This window comes from Pseudomonas sp. CFBP 13711 (assembly GCF_014842265.1).
GTDB lineage: Bacteria > Pseudomonadota > Gammaproteobacteria > Pseudomonadales > Pseudomonadaceae > Aquipseudomonas.
In genome coordinates this window covers 72,667-92,489 of the sequence record NZ_JACYVI010000010.1, presented here as the reverse complement: position 1 = coordinate 92,489, position 19,823 = coordinate 72,667, and the positions used below count along the sequence as shown (strand labels likewise).

At 61.3% G+C, this 19,823-nt stretch carries 13 protein-coding genes and 2 pseudogenes; 6 read left to right on the top strand and 9 right to left on the bottom strand.

What is annotated here, in order from left to right; all coding sequences use genetic code 11:
* Positions 1–14: 14 nt before the first annotated feature.
* Positions 15–926, top strand: coding sequence for an SMP-30/gluconolactonase/LRE family protein (locus tag IFT47_RS18815; RefSeq protein ID WP_282373467.1), 912 nt, complete (start codon positions 15–17; stop codon positions 924–926).
* Positions 927–972: 46 nt separating this feature from the next.
* On the opposite strand, the gene IFT47_RS28205 is transcribed toward IFT47_RS18815, so the two are convergent.
* Positions 973–1,677, bottom strand: a complete 705-nt coding sequence (locus IFT47_RS28205; protein WP_446731164.1) for a methyl-accepting chemotaxis protein — start codon at positions 1,675–1,677, stop codon at positions 973–975.
* Between the two features lie 159 nt (positions 1,678–1,836).
* A pseudogene (locus IFT47_RS28200) lies at positions 1,837–1,947 on the bottom strand (HAMP domain-containing protein); the annotation flags it as partial.
* 1,415 nt (positions 1,948–3,362) lie between these two features.
* On the opposite strand from IFT47_RS28200, the gene IFT47_RS18805 reads away from it, so the two are divergent.
* A complete protein-coding gene (locus IFT47_RS18805; protein ID WP_192173617.1) occupies positions 3,363–5,171 on the top strand; it encodes a sensor domain-containing diguanylate cyclase in 1,809 nt (602 codons plus the stop codon).
* 270 nt (positions 5,172–5,441) lie between these two features.
* Here the strand turns inward: IFT47_RS18805 and gloA are convergent, their stop codons facing one another.
* Positions 5,442–5,972 (bottom strand): lactoylglutathione lyase, encoded by a 531-nt coding sequence (gene gloA, locus IFT47_RS18800; protein ID WP_192173618.1) that lies wholly within the window; start codon positions 5,970–5,972, stop codon positions 5,442–5,444.
* 200 nt (positions 5,973–6,172) lie between these two features.
* Here gloA and IFT47_RS18795 point away from each other — a divergent pair, with 200 nt between their 5' ends.
* A complete protein-coding gene (locus tag IFT47_RS18795) occupies positions 6,173–6,676 on the top strand; it encodes a DUF4946 domain-containing protein (RefSeq protein ID WP_244655986.1) in 504 nt (167 codons plus the stop codon).
* A 481-nt stretch (positions 6,677–7,157) separates the two neighbouring features.
* On the opposite strand, the gene IFT47_RS18790 is transcribed toward IFT47_RS18795, so the two are convergent.
* The 5 genes from IFT47_RS18790 to mexE all read right to left on the bottom strand — a co-directional run bounded on the left by IFT47_RS18790 (position 7,158) and on the right by mexE (position 15,035).
* Entirely contained in the window at positions 7,158–7,523 is a 366-nt protein-coding gene (locus tag IFT47_RS18790; protein ID WP_192173688.1) for a histone-like nucleoid-structuring protein, MvaT/MvaU family, read from the bottom strand.
* Between the two features lie 357 nt (positions 7,524–7,880).
* The gene (locus IFT47_RS18785) at positions 7,881–8,978 is read right to left on the bottom strand and encodes a tetratricopeptide repeat protein (protein ID WP_192173620.1); all 1,098 of its coding nucleotides are present in this window, start codon (positions 8,976–8,978) and stop codon (positions 7,881–7,883) included.
* Positions 8,979–9,192: 214 nt separating this feature from the next.
* Positions 9,193–10,590, bottom strand: a complete 1,398-nt coding sequence (locus IFT47_RS18780) for an efflux transporter outer membrane subunit (RefSeq protein WP_192173621.1) — start codon at positions 10,588–10,590, stop codon at positions 9,193–9,195.
* Entirely contained in the window at positions 10,590–13,781 is a 3,192-nt protein-coding gene (locus tag IFT47_RS18775) for an efflux RND transporter permease subunit (RefSeq protein ID WP_192173622.1), read from the bottom strand. Before IFT47_RS18775 ends, IFT47_RS18780 begins: the two co-directional genes overlap by 1 nt.
* Positions 13,782–13,793: 12 nt before the next feature.
* A complete protein-coding gene (gene mexE, locus IFT47_RS18770) occupies positions 13,794–15,035 on the bottom strand; it encodes a multidrug efflux RND transporter periplasmic adaptor subunit MexE (RefSeq protein ID WP_192173623.1) in 1,242 nt (413 codons plus the stop codon).
* A 291-nt stretch (positions 15,036–15,326) separates the two neighbouring features.
* Between mexE and IFT47_RS18765 the strand changes: the two genes are divergently transcribed.
* Both IFT47_RS18765 and IFT47_RS18760 read left to right on the top strand, forming a co-directional pair.
* Positions 15,327–15,641 carry a helix-turn-helix domain-containing protein gene (locus IFT47_RS18765; RefSeq protein ID WP_192173624.1) on the top strand — a complete coding sequence of 105 codons (315 nt, stop codon included), beginning with the start codon at positions 15,327–15,329 and terminating at the stop codon, positions 15,639–15,641.
* A pseudogene (locus IFT47_RS18760) lies at positions 15,634–16,907 on the top strand (type II toxin-antitoxin system HipA family toxin). The gene IFT47_RS18765 and the pseudogene IFT47_RS18760 overlap by 8 nt, the downstream one beginning before the upstream one ends.
* 199 nt (positions 16,908–17,106) lie before the next feature.
* On the opposite strand, the gene IFT47_RS18755 reads toward IFT47_RS18760, so the two are convergent.
* On the bottom strand, positions 17,107–17,838 hold the full coding sequence (locus IFT47_RS18755) for a class I SAM-dependent methyltransferase (RefSeq protein WP_192173625.1): 732 nt from the start codon (positions 17,836–17,838) through the stop codon (positions 17,107–17,109).
* A 325-nt stretch (positions 17,839–18,163) separates the two neighbouring features.
* On the opposite strand from IFT47_RS18755, the gene IFT47_RS18750 reads away from it, so the two are divergent.
* On the top strand, positions 18,164–19,564 hold the full coding sequence (locus tag IFT47_RS18750; RefSeq protein ID WP_342345380.1) for an LLM class flavin-dependent oxidoreductase: 1,401 nt from the start codon (positions 18,164–18,166) through the stop codon (positions 19,562–19,564).
* The last annotated feature ends 259 nt before the right edge of the window (positions 19,565–19,823 follow it).

The following is a 19,823-nucleotide window of genomic DNA, read 5'->3' as shown; positions in this document are numbered from 1 at the left end:
TAAGGATCGAACCTGTGTCCGACGACCTCTACGAATGCCATGACAAGCGTTTCCACCGCCTGATCCTGCCCAACACCCAGCTCGAGCGTCTGTATGACCAATGCCGCTGGGCCGAAGGGCCGGTGTGGTTCAACGACGGCGGGTATCTGTTGTGGAGCGACATCCCCAACCAGCGCATGTTGCGCTGGACCCCGGAGCAAGGCGTGTCGACGTTCCGCACCCCGTCGAATTTCGCCAACGGCAACACCCGCGATTTATTGGGACGGCTGATCACCTGCGAGCACGGCACCCGCAGCGTCACCCGCACCGAACCGGACGGCTCTATCACTGTGCTGGCCGAGCGCTTTGAAGGCAAACGGCTGAATTCGCCGAATGATGTGGTGGTGCACCGCGATGGCGCGGTGTGGTTCACCGACCCCAGCTACGGCATCCTCACCGATTACGAGGGCTATCAGGCCGACGAAGAGCAGCCGGGCCGCCACGTCTACCGCATCGACCCGGACAGCGGCGAGATCGCCTGCATGGCCAACGACTTCGTGCAGCCCAATGGCCTGGCGTTCTCCCCGGACGGGCAGACCCTGTACATCGCCGATTCCGGTCGCTCCCACGACCCCGATGGCCCTCACCACATCCGCGCGTTCGAGGTCATCAATGGGCGTGAGCTGGGGCAGTCGCGGGTGTTCGCGGTGATTGAGCCGGGCGTGCCGGACGGCATGCGCGTGGATGTGCAGGGCAATATCTGGACCAGCGCCGGCGATGGCGTTCAATGCTTCGCCGCCGACGGCACCTTGCTGGGCAAGATCCGCCTGCCGGAGAAGGTCGCCAATCTGACCTTCGGCGGGCCGCGCCGTAACCGCCTGTTCATCGCCGCGAACACGTCGTTGTACTCGGTGTACGTGGCGGTGGCGGGGGCCCAGGTGCCCTGACTAATGGTTGGATGGCGCGCAGCGTTTTGCGCTGCGCGTCCAATCCTTAGAGTTTGAAACGACCGACCACGGTGCGCAGTTCGCCGGCCAGCAGCGACAGTTCGTCCGCCGTTACCGCGTTGTCCTCGATGCCTTCCATCAGCATGAACGTGCCGTTGCGGATTTCGGTGACGTTGCGGTTGATGTCCTCGGACACGGCGTGCTGTTGAACGGCAGCGCTGGCAATCTGGGTGTTCATGCCGACGATCGATTCCACGCCTTCGTTGATCGCGTTCAGGCTAGAGGACGTCTGATCGGCCGACGTCAGGCAATCCTGCGCCCGGTCCTTGCCCGCTTTCATCTGCTCCACGGCAGCGCTGGTCGCCAGTTGCAATTGCTGGATGATCCGCTGGATTTCGGCGGTGGAGTTTTGCGTGCGGGAAGCCAGGGTTCTGACTTCATCCGCGACCACGGCAAAGCCACGGCCTTGCTCGCCGGCACGGGCGGCTTCGATGGCGGCGTTGAGGGCCAGCAGGTTGGTCTGGTCGGCGATGTTGCGGATCACTTCAATGACGCCGCCGATCTCCTGGCTGTGCAGCGCGAGCGCCGCGACCTTTTGCGCGCTGAGGTCGACTTCGCCGGCCAGCGCCTCGATGGTCTGGCGGGTCTGTTGCATCACGCCCAGGCCTTTGCCGGACGCCTGACTGGCCTGTTCCGCCGCACGCGCCGCGCCTTCGGTGTTCTGGGCGACGTCGGCGACACTGGCGGTCATTTCGTTGATGGCGGTGGCGACCTGTTCGGTTTCCCCTTGCTGGGCGTTCATCGACACCTTGGCGCGGTCGATGGATGCGCTCAGGCGAGTTGCTGCGTCGGACACCGAACTCGAACTGCGCTCGACCTGAGCGAGGGATTCACCGAAGGCCTGGACCATGTGGTTCAAACCGGTGCCGATGTCGGCCATTTCGTCTTTGCCGGCGACGTTGACCCGTGCGGTGAGATCGCCCTGGGCGATGCGGCGGGTGGCGCTCAACATATCTTCCATGGCCCGACGCATGGCGCTGTAGATCCCGCTGAAGGCATAGATCAGCAGCAGGCCGGCAATGGCGAACATGGCCAGCATGGCGGTGCGTTCGGCCGACTTGTCCTTGACCCGTTGCTCCAGCACCGCTGACAGCGCGGCTTGCAAAGCGTCCTGCGCCTTGTACAGCTCGGCGACCACAGCGTTGCCTTTGGCCGGCAGGCCCTGCATGCCGGTGATGGTGTTTTGCGAGGAGCCGATCAAGGTTTCCAGGTCGGTGCGAAAGCTGTCCAGGCTCGAAAGCCCGCTGCTGACGGGGGACTGGATGCGGTCGGCGAGGGCCGGTTCCTGACGACGCAGCAGAGTGAGGCTCTGCAGCAACTCCTGGCGAATCTGGGCTTCTTGCTTGAGCAGCGATTTAATCGTGCCACGGGTGGCGTCTGTCAGCGGCTGGCCTTCATGCAGGCCGCTGGCCAAACCTCGCAACTGGCCGACCACGTTGATCTGGCGCGGCAGACGCAGGGTGCTTTGGTCGATCAGGAACAGCGAGGCGTAGTCTTCGTCGAGGACCATTCCGGAGGTGGCGGAGATGAAATAGATGAAATTCAGCGTTTGAGTCATCTGATCGCTCCAGGCGTCAAACAGGGTCGCCTGATCGGCCCCGGTTTTGGTCTGGCTGATCAACCCTTCGGCCCCGGAGCGCAAGCGTTGTACGCGATCTCCGGTTTCAAGCCCCGCACCGAGCTGGCGGTCGGTAGTTTCCAGTTTGGAGTACGCATCCAGCAGTTTGGCCTGGTTGGCGGCGAGGTCAGGTTGGGCTGTTTGATCCCCGCTGAGCAGGCGGTTGGTCAATGCTCGTTGCAGCATCGACAGGCGCAGTACCGGGGTGACGTCCATCAGATAGCGCTGGCCGACTTGTTCGGAATGAATGTTATCGATGCTGGTAGTGAGTTGATGCAGCAGGCGCGCGCCGAGCAGGGCCAGCGGCAAAAGCACAATGATGGCCAGCACCGCGAATTTGGCGGGAAAGCGCAGGCGGTTGGTCAGGTAAACGGCAGGGGCAAGAATGTTCATACTGTTCTCAAAGCCCCGGAGCGGGGCGATTGGGTTGTCGTCGGTGAGAATGGTCCTTTTCTCAGGCTTGAGTGGAATTGACGGCGTTTTCGGCGCAAGCCCTAAGGCTGCCCGGTTCGCTCTTGTCCCTCTGTCGGCCCGGATCGTATTAACTTTATAAATAGTTGTACAACATTATATATTTGTACAATTCTGGAACTGAAGCGATTAAGTAGTGTCTTTGTGATATCACTCTATTGTTCTCAGCCGAACTCTCTCTACATGTCCGTGCTCGTTGTTAACGACCTTCCGTCGCGATTCCGTTCTGGCAATAGTGGCCATGAGATATCATTCAACACGTATTTTTGGAATGGAGGGCGCACGCCATGATCGGTTCGCTTGAAATTGAGCAGAAGCGCCTGTCCGCGGTTCACGCTTTGCAATGGCTGGAAACCGCCCATAGTGAGGATTTCGACCGCCTGTGTCGCCTTGCTGCTGCGCACTTTCGCGTTCCGACGGCGCTGGTCTCGCTGGTGGAAAAAGACCGTCAGTGGTTTCCCGGTCGAGTGGGTTTCGAACCCAGCCAGACGCCCATAGAGCAGTCGTTTTGTCGCTACACCATCCAGAACCCCGGGATCATGGTGGTTCAGGACGCCCAACTCGATCCGCGCTTTTCCCACAACCCGCTGGTCACGGCGCCGGGTGGCATTCGTTTCTATGCCGGTGCGCCGTTATGCAACCAGCACGGCGATGTGCTCGGCAGTTTTTGCCTGATCGACCAGGTGCCCCGTACGCTGGAATCCAATGAACTGGCAGCCCTTGAAGATTTCGCTCAGTTGGTCATGGGGCAGGTCGAGCAATGTCAGCTGATGCGCTACCGTCACCCTGTCAGCCGCTTGCCGAATTTGCAGCAGTTCCTGCTCGATACGCAGGGCTTTGCGGTGACCGGGAGCGAGGTGCGATTGATGGTGGTGATCCGCATCCAGCCGGTGGCGAGTGCGGCCGATCTCAGCGTGAGCAGTCATCTGGATGCGCAGCAGTCGCGCTGCGATATGGCCAACTCCCTGCGCCGGCGTCTGGATGGTATCGCCGAGCTTTACCATGTCAGCGAACTGGATTTCTGCCTGCAGGTGAGCTGCGACCGGCTTCGCCGGGACGATTTGATTCGCATGCTACTGGCGCTGATTACCGAGCCTTTCCCGCACCAACAGGTGGCGGTGGGGCTGGCGTGCTGTGATGACGGTGAACATTCCGCCTCGACGCTCATGGGCAAAGCGACCCACGCGGCGGGGAGGGCGGTTTATCGACAGGTGCCGTGGGCGGCCTATGACGAAGCCGAGGATTGCGCCCAGCGTCGCGCGTTGACGCTGCTTGGTGAACTCGGCGAGTCGTTGGTCAGTGGCGACATCTATCTGGAGTACCAGCCACGCTTCAGCCTGCAGGATGGCCGCCTGCTCAGCGTCGAGGCGTTGATTCGCTGGACCCACCCGATGCTGGGCAAGATCTGGCCTAGCGAATTCATTCCGTTGGTCGAGAGCGCCGGCAGGATCAGCACGGTGACGCGCTGGGTGATCGATCGCGCGCTGACCGACCTTAGCGGCTGGATCGACGAAGAGGTGCGCCTGTCCCTCAATCTGTCGCCGCTGGACTTCGCCGACATGGACATCGCCTTGACGCTGCAAAGCGCCTGCGACCAACACGGCGTGCATCCCTCACGGCTGGAAGTCGAGATCACCGAAGGCGAGTGGATCCGCGCCGACAAACGCGTCATCGCGCAGCTCACCCGAATCCGCGAGCTGGGCGTCGACGTGGCCATCGATGATTTCGGCGCGGGTTACAGCAATTTTGCTTACCTGCACGAGATTCCGGCCAACATCCTCAAGCTCGACAAATCCCTGGTCACCGATCTTGAGAGCAACCCGCGCAACCGCATCATCGCTCGATCCGTGCTGCACCTGGCCGGCGAGTTGGGCTATCGCACCGTGGCGGAAGGCGTCGAGACGTTCCGTTGCATGAGCCTGGTGAGGGATTTCGGCTGTGAAGAGGCCCAGGGATATTTCCTGAGCCGGCCGCTTAAGTTGCAGCAGCTTAAACAGCAGTGCGAGAACATCGCGCTGACGTTCACGCCTGAACCGTCGAACGCGCAGGTTTATGCGGATCTGACTGATGCGGATCAGGTGATAGAAGCGGCGTGACGCCTGACGCCTTCCCGGCTAAAGCCGGTCCTACGGTCGGGGTCATCGCTAGATGCACGCGCTGCTTTTAGTGGGACCGGCTTTAGCCGGGAAGAGGCAATTACATCCTCTGCATCTTCAGCGCGAGAGACGCTGTCTTCGCAAGCAAGCTGGCTCCCACCTGTTCATCATCGACCCGTGATCTTGGCCACGCTGAAGAACGTTTGGGAGTGAGCTTGCTCACGAATAGGCTTATTCCTGGCTAAAGCCAGTCCGACTCGCTAGACGCGATTACTCGCCCGACACCGGCGTCGGCTGGATGATTTCCACCCAGTAACCATCCGGGTCCTTGATGAAGGCCAGGCTTTTCATGCGGCCATCGGTCAGGCGTTTCTGGAAGTCCACGCCCAGTTCTTCGAAGCGCGCGCAGGCAGCCTTCACGTCCGGCACCGAGATGCAGATGTGACCGAAGCCGCGCGGGTCGGTGTTGCCGTTGTGGTAGGAAAACGCAGGGTCTTTTTCGGTGCCGTGGTTGTGGGTCAGTTCGAGCACGCCGGGGATGCCTTTCATCCAGACGTTGCGCGCAGCATCGTCCTGCGGGATCTGCGCTTTATCCACCAGCGCCAAGAAGTACAGGCTGAATTCCGCTTCCGGGAAGTCGCGCTTTTCCACCAGGCTGAAACCCAGCACGCGGGTGTAGAAATCCAGGGAAGCGGTGGCGTCCTTGACGCGCAACATGGTGTGGTTGAACACGAATTGTGCGGTCGAGGCGTCCGGGGTGGCCGTGACGCCGGGGAAGGTGTTCAGGTCGTGCAGACTCATGGTTGTCTCCGGGTTAACGCTAAAAAGTTGCGTAATGATACGGGCTCATGGCCGACGCGCCAAACCGAAGGCGCATAAAGCGCGGCTTTCGACTTGTGGGCGATGGATGACCGGCTCACACTTCGCGGCTCGACCTTCAGGTACCGCCCATGCATCTCTCATTGCGCCCATGCGCCCGCGTTGCTTTCTGCCTCGTGCTGATGATTCCGGGCGTCGCGTCGTCGGCGGACGCCATGATCATCTGGCCCGAAGGCTGGGAAGTGGAAGCGCTGCCCCAGCCGCCGGCGAGCGAAGGTCAGCCCGCCGTGCAAATACGACAGCGTGCGGTTAAAAACGATCAGAACGGTGATCCGGCCATGGTGGTCGAGCTGACCCAGACGCAGCTGCAGCCCGGTCACTCGGTCAACGTGCAGAGCGTTCTGCTGGAAATGCGCAAGGCGGTGCAGGTCAATTTTGCGCGCGGTGGCTTCCAAAGCGTTTGCACGCACATGAAGGACAGCACGCTGAGCCACATCCCCGCCATGGAGACCACGTGCACGATTACCCAGAACGGCAATCACGTCATGACCCAGACGCTGGTGGCGGCGGCCAGTCCGCAGTTGGCGTGGTCGTTGTCGTATGCCGGTTCGGCGGAAGGCTACGCAGCCCATAAAAACGAAGTGTTGCAGATCAGGAATGGCCTGCGCCTGGGATCGGCGCCTTAGGTCGAGGCGGGGGTTTACACAAATCACGGGCATAAAGAAGCCCGCCGAAGCGGGCATTGGGGCACTAATCCTTTAGTAGCCTCCATCCTGTACAAGCCGGTGTGAAAAAAATGTGAAGCTTGCGAGCCGTTGGGCCGCAGAAGAGAAATTTATCTGTTGATGCATGAAGGCTCATAGCCAGCTTCGCCGCGCACACTGGCCATACTTAGTGGAATTAACAAGCGGAAAATCATCGGCAATTGAGCATGCTATAAGCCTGCCGCCTATTGAAAGCGATATATCACACTAATACGAATCTGTTCAGCTAATTGTCAGGTTGAATATTCAACGCTGGGGCTACACCAGCACTCATTATCTAAACTGCCTAAGACTTCGCTCGCAATCAGCCGCGTTTAAAGCACTTGTTTCACTGCGACATCCCTACACTTTCAGAGAAGCCCCGCGAGCAGAGCTTCTTCTCGACACTGCAAGGGATACAGGACTAGCGGCCGCGCAACCAGGAATCAACGGTTTCGGCACCGTATTGTATTTTCCAGTTTTTCAAACCGCGATGGTTGCCGCCTTTGGTCTCGATGACTTCACCGGTGTGCGGGTTTTGATAGACTTTGACGACACGCGGGCGGCGGCGTTTCGGGGCCGCTGGCGCAAGGGTGGAAGCGCCGGTGTGAGGGTCGAGGATCGCGATGATGTCGCGCAAGGTCTTGTCATACGTACTCATCAGGGCCTGCAGCTGCTGCTCGAACTCGATTTCCTTCTTCAGTCCGGCGTCGTTCTTCAGATACTCCAGCTGGGCCAGCTGCTCCTGAAGGGCTTTCTCTGCTGCGCGAAATTCGGCAAGTCTGGACAAAATGATACTCCGGCAATTAATGGCTGTCGTCAGCTCAATGCAAGCAATAATGCGAGTAACAAGGACGCGCATCGGGTTCTGCTGGTGTTGGTTTCACCACTTTCTACCGTGTCCTTGACATCAGGATCAGCCGTCGACACTAACTTCATGAGCATGAAGGTGGGTATCAATACGGGGTAGTTCAGTTGCGGCGCGAGTAAATAATGCACGTTTTTTGCGCGTTGTAAAATAGGGGATGACTAATTGTTAAGTGAAAGATTCCGGCGACGATATGCCCGTCTGACAAAAAAACAATAATAGTCGCAAACCGTTGTAAGTCATTTCTTATACTTTAGCGCTATCGGAAACTGTGCCGTCCTAGAGCCCTTGCTGCAGGGCCGGATCGTCGGCGTTGAGCTGCTCCAGTTCAGCCAGCAGCACCTGTACTTTTTGCAGCTGCCCGGCCTCGGTCCAGTAGCGAATCAGCAGAATCCTCGCGCGACGGTCGGCGGGTGCGCGCTGGAGAATGTCCTCCAGCTGACGCTGCGCGGCTTCGAGCTGATCCAGATCGTGAAGCGCGACGGCGAGGTCGTAGCGGTAACCGGTGTTGTCCGGTTCCAGTTCAATGGCTCGGGTCAGCGGGAGCAGGGCGTATTCATTTTGTTTATGACGCAGCAGCCATTGGCCGAGTGCGTGTTGCGCCAGGGACGACTGGGGCTGTTTCTCCAGCCACTGGGCAAGCAACTGGCGCGAGCGATCGGCCTGGCCCTGGCGGTCGAGCACCTGCACCAGCGCCAGCCCGGTCTCGAGGTTGTCCGGTTCCAGTTTTGCGGCCAGTTCCAGCGCATCGATCGCCTTTTGCGGGGTGCCGTTGTTGAGGTAGAGCTGCGCGAGCGCGAGCTGACGTTGCCCGCTCGGCGGCTGGGCACTCAATGCCTGCTCATACTGTTGAGCCGCCTCCTGCAACGCCCCGTAATACAGGCCCAATTCATCCGGGCCCAACGGCAGCAAGGCGCGCACCGCACTGAAGCGCACCTCATCGTCGCCATCGTCCAGCAGCGGGCCGATCAGCGTGCTGCGTTGTTCCTCCGGCAGCATGGCCGACACCGTCTGGATGGCCGCCTGCTGAACCAGCGGCGCGGGGCGCTTGAGATCGGCGCGCAGAATTTTCAGCGCCTGGGCCCCCGGGTAATTAACCAGCTCGGCGAGCAGACCGGCACGGCGAATATCGGACAGGTCGGTGCGACTGAATTGCTGATACAGCACACGCGCGGCGCCGGGCTTGCCGCCATGGGCCTGCTCCAGTGCTTCGGCGTAGCTGTGATTGACCTGCGGTGCGGCTGGAGGCGCGTGCCAGTTTCGCACCAGCATCGCCATGGCGATGATCAGCAGCAACAGCGCCAGCGCAATTGCCACCTGCCAGCGACGTCGAGCCTTGAGCTGGGCGGGTGTGCGCCGGGAAGACGATTCAGACATATCGGTTTCCGTGTTTGCGTGTGCAGCAGCTTCGGGGAGAGACCGCCGAGTGTCAAACGCTGTGGGGATGGATTCGGCCCCTGGGCGCGCGCAGGGGATTTCTTCAGTCCAGAAAAAAGCCCCGAACCTTGTGGGTCCGAGGCTTTTTCAGGGCGGCAGATCATGGCTACAGGACGGCCGCCGGTTGAGCGATCCCGCTGTTCAACCTGTGACGTCAGGCATTCGGCTGCCAGCCACCGCCAAGGGCTTTGTAGATGGCAACGATGCCGCGGTACAGATCGATTTCAGCCAGGGCCTGGCTGTCTTCGGCGGCCAGACGTTCGCGTTCGGCGTCCAGCAGGACGAGGAAATCAGCCGTGCCTTCGCGGTACTGGATGTTCGCCAGATTCGCTGCCGAACGGCTGGCTTCACTCTGCCGCACCAGCGACACCAGACGCTGCTGACGCTTGTCGTAGTCGCTGAACGCGTTTTCGGTTTCCTCTAGAGCCAGCAGCACCTGCTGCTCGTAATTGGCCAGCGCGCCTTCGGCATCGGCGTTGGCGCCACGAATCCGCGCCCTCACGCTGCCCAGGTCAAAGGCCGCCCAGGTGATGCTCGGGCCGAGACCCCACGCCTGAGCCGCGCCGGAACCGATCTGCGAACCACGGCTGGCCGTGAAACCCAGGAAACCGCTGAGGCTGACCCGTGGGAACAGGTCGGCGGTCTGCACGCCGATTCGCGCGGTCTGCGCCGCCAGTTGCCGCTCGGCACTGCGCACGTCCGGACGGTTTTCCAGCAGCTTGGTCGGATCACCGATCGGCAGGGCTTTGGATATCGCCGGCAGTTTGGCCGGGGCGAGGGTCACGGTCATGGCGTCCGGACGTTCGCCGAGCAGGGTGGCGATGCGGTTGCGTTCGCGCACCTGCTCCGCCTGAAGCTGCGGAATGGTGGCTTCCACCGCCGCCAGACGCGCGTCGGAACGCACCACGTCGAGTTCATTGCCCACGCCTTCGTCGCGCAGCTGGGCGGTCACCCGGCGAGAGTCCTGCTGGTTTTTCAGGTTGTCCCGGGCAATGTTCTCGCGCAATTGGGCGCCACGCAGCTGACCGTAAGCGTCGACCAGTTCGGCGATCATCGTTACCTGCAGCTGATAGAGGTTGGCCTCGGCAGCTTGTTGATCAGCGTCACTGGCTTCCAGCTCGCGCTGGATGCGGCCGAACAGGTCCAGCTCCCAGGCCATGTCCAGGCCCAGGTCGTAACGTTCCTGATTGACCCGGTGCTCGGTTTCACCCGGCACCTGAGCGCGGCCGACCTGGCTGCTGGCGCGGCTGGTCACCACTGGCATGGCGTCGTTGCTGATGTCGTCCCGGATCGCACGGGACGCTTTCAGACGGGCGAAGGCGACGCGCAACTCGCGGTTACCCTGCAGCGATTCGGCGACCAGTTTGTTCAGGGTCGGGTCGTCGAACTGCTGCCACCAGACGGTCTCGATGTGGCTGCGGTCGTAGGCCCGCTGGGTGGCGGCCTGAATGTTGGCCGCCGCGGTTTCCGGCTTCTTGTAGTCCGGGCCGACGGCGCAGGCCGCCAGCGCCAGCACCAGCAGGCTCGGCAGAAAGAGTTTTGCAGCCTTCATCAATGAGCCTCCGCAGCGTTGTTCTGGATGCGTTGCGCCTTGGCGGCCTTGCGAGCCTCTTTGCGTCCAACGTAGTTACGAATCAGTACATAGAACACCGGCGTCAACAGCAGACCGAAGAAGGTCACGCCGAGCATCCCGGAGAACACCGCCACGCCCATGGCATGACGCATTTCGGCACCGGCGCCGCTGGACAGCACCAGCGGAACCACGCCCATGATGAACGCGAAGGAGGTCATCAGGATCGGCCGCAGACGCAGGCGGCAGGCTTCAAGCACAGCCTCCAGCGGGGTCTTGCCCTTGTCCTGCTCATCCTTGGCGAACTCGACGATCAGAATCGCGTTCTTGCACGCCAGGCCCACCAGTACGATCAGGCCGATCTGGGTGAAGATGTTGTTGTCGCTCCCGGCAATAATCACACCGGCAATGGCCGACAGCAGGGTCATCGGTACGATCAGGATCACCGCCAGCGGCAGGCTCCAGCTTTCATACAGCGCAGCCAGTACCAGGAACGCCAGCAGCACGCAGAGCGGGAAGACCAGCAGTGCCGTGTTGCCCGACAGGATCTGTTGGTAGGTCAGGTCGGTCCACTCGTAGGTCATGCCGTTGGGCAGTTCTTCCTTGAGCAGTTTTTCCATCGCCGCCTGCGCCTGACCCGAGCTGAAACCCGGACCCGCCGCGCCGTTGATCTCGGCGGTGATGAAGCCGTTGTAGTGCATGACGCGGTCCGGTCCCGAGGTGTTGGTGACTTTCAGCAGCGTCGCCAGCGGGATCATCTCGCCGCGGTTGTTGCGCACTTTCAACTGACCGATCTGCTCAGCGTCCTGACGGAACTGCTGCTCGGCCTGCACGTTGACCTGATAGGTCCGGCCGAAACGATTGAAGTCGTTGGCGTACAGCGAACCGAGGTAAACCTGCAGGGTGTCGAAGATGTCGCTGATCGGCACACCGAGGGTCTTGGCTTTTTCGCGGTCGATGGCGGCATCGACCTGGGGCACGTTCACCGTGTAGCTGGTGAACAGCGCGGCCAGTTCCGGCACGCTGCGGCTCTTGCCGATGATGTTCATCGTCTCTTTGTACAGCTCGTCGTAACCCAGGTTGCCACGGTCTTCGATCTGCAGACGGAAACCGCCGATCGTGCCCAGCCCCTGTACCGGCGGCGGCGGGAAGATCGCCATGTAGGCTTCCTGAATACCTGCGTATTTGCCGTTTAACGCACCGGCGATGGCACCGGCCGACTGGTCGGCTGCCGTGCGATCTTCGAACGGTTTGAGCGTGACGAAGACGATGCCGGAGTTCGGGCTGTTGGTGAAACCGTTGATCGACAGGCCCGGGAAAGCCACGGCGCTTTCAACGCCCGGTTGCTTCAGCGCGATGTCGGACATGCGTTTGATCACGTCTTCGGTGCGGTCCAGGCTCGCGGCGTCCGGCAATTGCGCGAAGGCCACCAGGTACTGTTTATCCTGGGCCGGGACGAAACCGGTCGGCGTGGTGGAGAAACCCAGCCAGGTCATGACGATCAGGCCGGCGTATACCACCAGTGCCACACCGCTGACGCGAATCACCCGGCCCACCGTGCTCACATAGCCGTTACTGGCCTTGACGAAGAACCGGTTGAACGGTCGGAACAGCCAGGCCCCGAACAGTTTGTCGAGGAAGCGCGAGAAGCCATCCTTCGGCGCGTCGTGGGCGCGCAGCAATACGGCAGCCAGCGCGGGCGACAGGGTCAGGGAGTTGAAGGCCGAGATCACTGTCGAGATGGCGATGGTCAACGCAAACTGTTTATAGAATTGCCCGGTCAGTCCGGAGATGAACGCCGCCGGGATGAACACCGCACACAACACCAGCGCCGTGGCGATGATCGGGCCGGTCACTTCACGCATCGCGATCTGTGTGGCCTCCATCGGTTGGTGGCCGAGCTCGATATTCCGCTCGACGTTCTCCACCACCACGATGGCGTCGTCCACGACGATACCGATCGCCAGTACCAGCCCGAACAGCGACAGCGCGTTGAGGGAGAAGCCGAACAGGTGCATGACCGCAAAGGTACCGATCAGCGACACCGGCACAGCAGCCAGCGGGATGATCGAAGCGCGCCAGGTCTGCAGGAACAGGATCACCACCAGTACAACGAGGATCAGCGCTTCGAACAGGGTGTGAACCACTGCTTCGATGGAGCCGCGCACGAAGATCGTCGGGTCATAGACGATGCTGTAGTCCATGCCTTCAGGGAAGTTCTTCTTCAGCAGTTCCATTTCGCCGCGCACTTCGTTGGAAATGTCGATGGCGTTGGAGCCTGGGCGCTGGAAGATCGGGATCGCCACCGCCGGCTGGTTGTTCAGCAACGAGCGCAGCGCGTACTGGCTGGAGCCCAGTTCGACGCGGGCGATGTCTTTGACCCGGGTGATTTCGCCATTGTCGCCGGCGCGAACGATGATGTTCTCGAACTCTTCTTCAGAGACCAGACGGCCCTGGGTGTTGATCGACATCTGGAAGCTGGTGGCGCTCGGGGAGGGCGGTGCGCCCAGTTGACCGGCGGCGACCTGGCGGTTCTGCTCGCGAATGGCGTTGACCACGTCGGTCGCCGTGATGTTGCGCGAAGCGGTTTTGTTCGGATCGAGCCAGACACGCAGCGAGTAGTCGCCCATGCCGAACAGCTGCACGTCGCCGACACCGTTCAGGCGCGCCAGCTCATCCTTGATGTTGAGGACTGCGTAGTTGGACAGGTACAGCATGTCGTAGCGCTGATCCGGCGAGGTCAAGTGGACCACCATCGTCAGATCAGGCGACGCCTTGTCCACGGTGATACCGATGCGCGTCACTTCTTCCGGCAGCTTCGGCTCGGTCCGGGTGACCCGGTTCTGCACCTGCACTTGCGCGGTGTCGAGGTTGGTCCCCAGCGCAAAGGTGATGGTCAGGGTCAGCTTGCCGTCGGCCGTGGCCTGGGAGGACATGTAGAGCATGTTCTCGACGCCGGTGATCGCCTGTTCCAGTGGCGCGGCGACGGTTTCGCCGATCACTTTCGGGTTGGCACCGGGGAAGTTGGCGCGCACGACAACGGTCGGCGGCACGACTTCCGGGTATTCACTGATCGGCAGCTGGAACAGCGAGATCGCGCCGGCGATCAGGATCAGCAGCGAGAGCACCGCCGCGAAGATCGGTCGCGTGATAAAGAACTTGGAGAAATTCATCGTGTGTGTCCCTTAACCGCGTGGCGTGGCGGAAGCAGCCACCTTGGCGTCCAGCTTCGGCTGCGCCTTGGGTGTGTTGCTGGCTTCGAGCGCCTGGCGTTGTTGTTGCAGTGCGGTGAGTGTTTCGGCGCTGGCCATCGGCGTGTCTTGCGGGTCAACCGGCGACCCCGGACGCACGCGCTGCAGACCGGTGACGACGATGCGGTCGTCTTTGCCCAGGCCGCTGCGCACGATGCGCAAGCCCTCAAGCTTCGGCCCCAGCTCGACGCTGCGGTAGATCGCCTTGTTGTCCTTGTCGACCACCAGCACGAATTTCTTGCCCAGGTCGGTGCCGACCGCTTCGTCCTTGATCAGCATGGCCGAGTAGGTGCCGCTGCCGACGAGCTTCAGGCGTGCGTACAGGCCCGGGGTGTATTCGCCCTTGCTGTTGTCGAACACGGCGCGGCCACGGATGGTGCCGGTGCGCGGATTGACCTGGTTGTCGACGAAGTTCATCTGACCCAGGTGCGGGTTTTCCGCCTCGTTGGACAGGCCCATGTACACCGGCGTGGTCGCGCCGCGCTTGCCGTCGCGGGCCAGCTGGTTGTACTTGAGGAACACGCGCTCGTCGGCGTCGAAGTAGGCGTAGACCTTGTCGGTCGACACCAGGCTGGTGAGGATGGTCTGATCGGCGGTGACGATGTTGCCGGCGGTGATTTCGGCGCGGCTGACCCGGCCGGTGATCGGCGCAGTGACGCGGGTGAAGCTCAGGTTCAGGCGCGCCAGATCAAGCTGTGCCTGGATGGCGGCAACGGCAGCTTTGGATTCCTGGGCGGTGGTGGTGCGCGAATCGGCGAGTTCGGCGGAGATCGCATTGTTGGTGCGCAGGCGTTCGCCACGCTGGGCTTCATTGGTGCTGCGCTGGGCAGCAGCCTTGGACTGCTGCAGTTGCGCTTCCAGACGATGCACTTCCGCTTCAAACGGGCGCGGGTCGATCTGGAACAGCAGGTCGCCTTTTTTCACCAGCTCGCCGTCAGTGAAAGCCACCGAATCGATCTGGCCTGAAACACGCGGGCGCACCTGAACGGTTTCCGGCGATTCGAGGCGGGCGGTGACTTCGTCCCACTCGTTGACCGGTTGCTCGATCACCTTGGCCACGTTGACTTTCGCCGCCGCCGGCGCAACGGTCGCTTCAGGCGTCCGGCCGCACGCGCTGATGACCACAAGGGTCAACGCGGCGAGGGGATAGCGCAAAGGAGTTAAAGACTGAAGCATGGGAGAATCCGCCGATGTTATTGAGATGGGCGGATGATGTTCTCGGGGGTGTTATTGCACGAATCGAATGACGCGAAGGTAACTATCAGTCGTAATGATGTTCGGCGTGATAAAAGGTCTGCAATCGATTCGTCGCACCGTCCTGATGCGCTTTAAGATAAATCCATTATCTTGGGTCTTATGTGCGTTAAACGAAGATAAGCCCCATTAAAATGGATTTATGTAGGTTGAGCTTGAGGGTGGTCTGACTCATACTTGCTCGCGTCACAGGCACACAGGCGACTCACGCTCATGTTGGATTTAAGCTTCAGCAAGCCCGATGAAATCGTCGATCGCCTCTGCGCCCGGTTACGCGCCGAGCGCCTTGCGCTGCAGATGACCCAGGCCGACGTCGCCAGCCGCGCCGGCGTAGGCGTCAATACCGTTTCAAATCTCGAAGCCGGGCGCAATGTCAGCTTCGAAAATCTGGTGCGCGTGGCCATGGTCCTCGGCCGAACCAAGGAGCTGGAAGGGCTGTTCATGCCCAGGCTCGACAGCCTGGATGACATTCGCCGCTACGAGGCCGCTGCCGAGCGCCAACGTATAAGGAAGTCGGGCGATGCTTGAGCAGGTCGAAGTGTATTACAACGGCTGGGACGAGCGCTGGCTGTGGGGTACGTTAGTGTCGACGACGGCCATCACCGGGCGTCCGCAGATTGTTTTCGAGTACAGCGACGAGGCCCGGTCCAGGGGCCTGGAACTGTCGGGTTACACGCTTCCGCTGGAGGGTCCGCGCCTGCGCCGCGCCTGCGCCGTGGCTTCGCCGCCCACCAACTCGGTCTGCCGGGGCCGGTCTATGACGCGTTGCCGGATGGTTGGGGGATGCTGCTGATGGACCGCTTGTTCAGGCGTCGTCAGCTCAATGCGGCGCGCATCGGACCGCTGGAGCGGCTGGCCTACATCGGGAATACGGCCATGGGTGCAATGTCATTCGAGCCAGTCGCGCCCGAGGGACTGGAGCCCCAGGCCCATGTGCCCATCGAGTTGCTGGCCGCCGAGATTCTGGAAGTGGTCCAGGGTGACGGCGGAGAATTCCTGCACACGCTGATGCGGGTCGGCGGCTCGCCCCAGGGGGCGCGACCCAAGGCGCTGGTCTACCGCGATCCCGAAACAGGCGCCTTCACCACCGCCGCGACACCGGGTTTCGAAGCCTGGCTGATCAAGTTTCCGGCCAAAGGCGAACACGCCGAGGTCTGCGCTATCGAGATGGTCTATGCCCAGTGCCTGCGTCTGTGTGGCATCAATACGCCTGACACTCAGCATTTCATCTTGCCCGATGGCCTGGCGGCGTTCGCCAGCCGACGCTTCGACCGGATCCAGGGCAAGCGAGTGCCGATGCAAAGCCTCGCCGCGTTCACTGGCGCGGACTACACCTCGCCCGGGTCGCTGGACTACGTCAACTTCCTGCGCGCGACGCAACTCTGCACCAACGACGTCCGCGAGAAAGCTATCGCCTTCGAGCGTGCGGTGTTCAACGTGGCGTTCAACAACCGCGACGATCATCCGAAGAACTTTGCCTACCTCATGTCGGCGTCCGGCACCTGGACCCTGGCGCCGGCCTACGACGTGACCTTCTGCGAAGGGCCGGGGGGATATCACCAGATGGACGTGCTGGGTGAGGCGCTGTCGATTGAGCGTAAAGCGATGCTTCGGCTTGCCGATGAGGCCGAGGTGTCAGCGGAGAAAGCGGGCGGGATGATTGACGGGATTTGTGATGTGGCGACTCAGTTCGCCGCGATCGCCGAACAGACCAGCCCGGGGCTTATCACGCCGGAAACCCTGGCGATGCTTCAGGCACGGATTGATGAAAACGTCGCGTTATTGCGCGGATAAATAGTCCACTCGACATCAGCTGTCCGGTGTGAAGTCTGACGCTTTCCCGGCTGAAGCCGTTCCTGCCGGGACACGCGGTGCTTTTAGTGGGACCGGCTTCAGCCGGGAAGAGGCCGGCATGAACACCCTCACGTTTGCAGCGTGACCAGTGAATTCCCGGCATAAGTCGGTCCTGCCAGGTAGCCCCTTTAAAAGCCGATCACGAGCGCGTGGCCGCCACAATCAGCATCATCGGCCGGTGAATTTCGTCAGCCATGGCGGGGCGGTCGATGAGGTCCTGGGCCGAAGGTCCCCATTCGTTGACATGGTTGAGGGTAAATCCGCTGGCGATGAGCAGATTGAGCAGCGTGCCCATTGTGCGGTGTTGTTTGATGACCCCGGGACTCAGCCAGTCGGTGCTTCGCGGGCCTTCCGCCTGGTAATGATCCACCGGCCAGACTTTGCGGCCCTGGGAGTCGACGATCCACTGCGGCTGCAAGGACGCCATGAACACCGGGTGCTCGATGGAAAACACCAGACGGCCACCGGGGATCAATGCGTCATGGATGCTGCGCAGCAACGCACCCAGGTCAACGATGTAATGAAACGCCAGCGAGCTGAACGCCAGGCTGAAACGCGCCAATGGGAGCTGCACATGCTCCAGGTCTTCCCGCCGGTAACTGATGCGTTCATGGTGGCCTGCTTCAATGGCCCGCTGCAGCATCATTTCCGAGAGGTCCAGTCCGAGCACGCTGCGTGCACCGTGCTCGGCTGCCCAGCGCGAAAACCAGCCGTAGCCGCAGCCCAGATCCAGCACGTCGTGGCCTTGCAGATCAGGGAGCAGCGCGCGTAATGCCGGCCATTCCGGCGCGCCGGCCAAGCCGTCGATGGAGCGAGACAGCTGGCTGTAGCCCTCAAAGAAATCCGGGTTGTCGTAGATGTTCTGCGCCATATTTTTCTCACCTGTCCATTGCCCACATTCAACACGCCGGCAGCCGTCGACGCCATCCCCCTGATACACCGTCACGTCCGGCCGATTTTTCCACTCTAGCCGGGAACGACTATTCAACAGCGGTTAAACAGTCTGTGGCTGGGCAGACAGACTCGCATGTCCGGCGCCGTTATGGCCCGGTATTAAATGACCTTTTTCCCAGGCCTCACCCGCAGATCAGCCGTGGCATGTTCGCTGCATTGCACACAGGGAACACGCGGTATCAAAGGTCCGCAAAACGAGGCAAGCGCCGGATGAGCAGCGTATGAATAAAGGAGTCAGCGCAGTGCCCAAGCAACTGCATGTCAATCTGTTCGAAATGAACTGCGTCAGCCACATCGTCCACGGTTTATGGGTGCACCCGGACAACAACCGGCACCGCTTCAATGATCTGGACTACTGGACGGAGCTCGCCCAGTTGCTGGAATACGGCACCTTCGACGGGGTGTTTCTGGCGGACGTGATCGGCACGTACGATGCGTTTCGTGACGGTCCGGAAACGGCGTTGCGCGAAGCCATGCAGATCCCCAGCAACGACCCGCTGCTGGTGATTCCGGCCATGGCCGCCGTGACCAAAAACCTCGGATTCGGTGCGACGTTTTCCACCACCTACGAGCCGCCATTCGCCTTCGCCCGGCGCATGAGCACCCTCGACCATCTGACCAAGGGGCGGGTGGGCTGGAACATCGTCACCTCCTACCTGCCCAATGCCGCGCGCAACTTCGGCCACGACACGGAAGTGGTTCACGACCACCGCTACGAGATCGCCGACGAGTACCTGGACGTGCTGTACAAACTCTGGGAGGGCTCCTGGGACGACGACTCGGTGATCCAGGACCGTGAGCGGCGGATCTACACCGACCCGAGCAAAGTGCGCTACATCGATCACGTCGGGGAGCATTTCAAAGTCGCCGGCCCGCATCTCTGTCAGCCGTCGCGACAGCGCACACCGGTGCTGTACCAGGCCACCGGTTCGCCAGCAGGCATGGAGTTCGCCGGGCGGCATGCTGAAGTGGTGTTCACCGGCGGCATGGACACGGCGGCGGTGCGCGGGAATATCGAGGCCATGCGCCAAAAAGCCCTTGCTCACGGGCGTGATCCCGCCGGCCTGAAATTCATCGTCATGGCCGGCGTAATCGTGGGCCGCACCGATGCGGAGGTCAGCCAGAAGCTCGACGACTACCGCAAATTAATGAGCGTCGAGGCGTCACTGGCCCATGCACAAATGGCAGTGGACCTCACCGCGTACCCGCGCGACACGCTGATCAGCGAGCTGATCGAACGCGAGGTCAAAGGCTGGCAAAGCCTATCCCGCTTCAAACCCCACCTGCGGGTGGGTGACGTAATCGGTCAGCTGGAAGGTTTCAACCGCGAACGCTTCTTTGTGGCTGGCACACCGACGGTGGTCGCTGACGAAATCGAAAAATGGCTCGACGTCGATGGCATCGACGGCATCAACTTGCGCCAGTACCTGTCCTTTGAAACGGCCCGCGACTTCATCGAACTGGTCATCCCGGAATTGCGCCGCCGGGGTCGTTTCCGTGAGTCCTACACCGAAGGCGAAACCCTGCGCGAACGCCTCTTCGGCGCGGGGCAGTCACGCCTGCCCAACGACCACTTCGGCGCCCGCTACCGCGACCCGGCCGCATTGAGTCACCCGGCGAAGCCGTTGCGGTTTCCGGGGTGACCGTTCCATGCGCGACCCGAGTGAATCGGATACCGCATTCGCGAGCAAGCTCGCTCCCACAAAAGCAGCGCTGCGTCCCGAAAAATACCGGCGCCTGAACTGGCCTCTTCCTGGCTAAAGCCAGTCCTACAAAAGCACGCGTACAGTCAGTGGGACCGGCTTCAGCCGGGAAGCCGTTGATCTGCTCTTGATCTTGATCTTCAAACACAAAAGGTCCAGACACCGCCAATCGCGACTTGGGTGCAGGCTGAACGCAGGT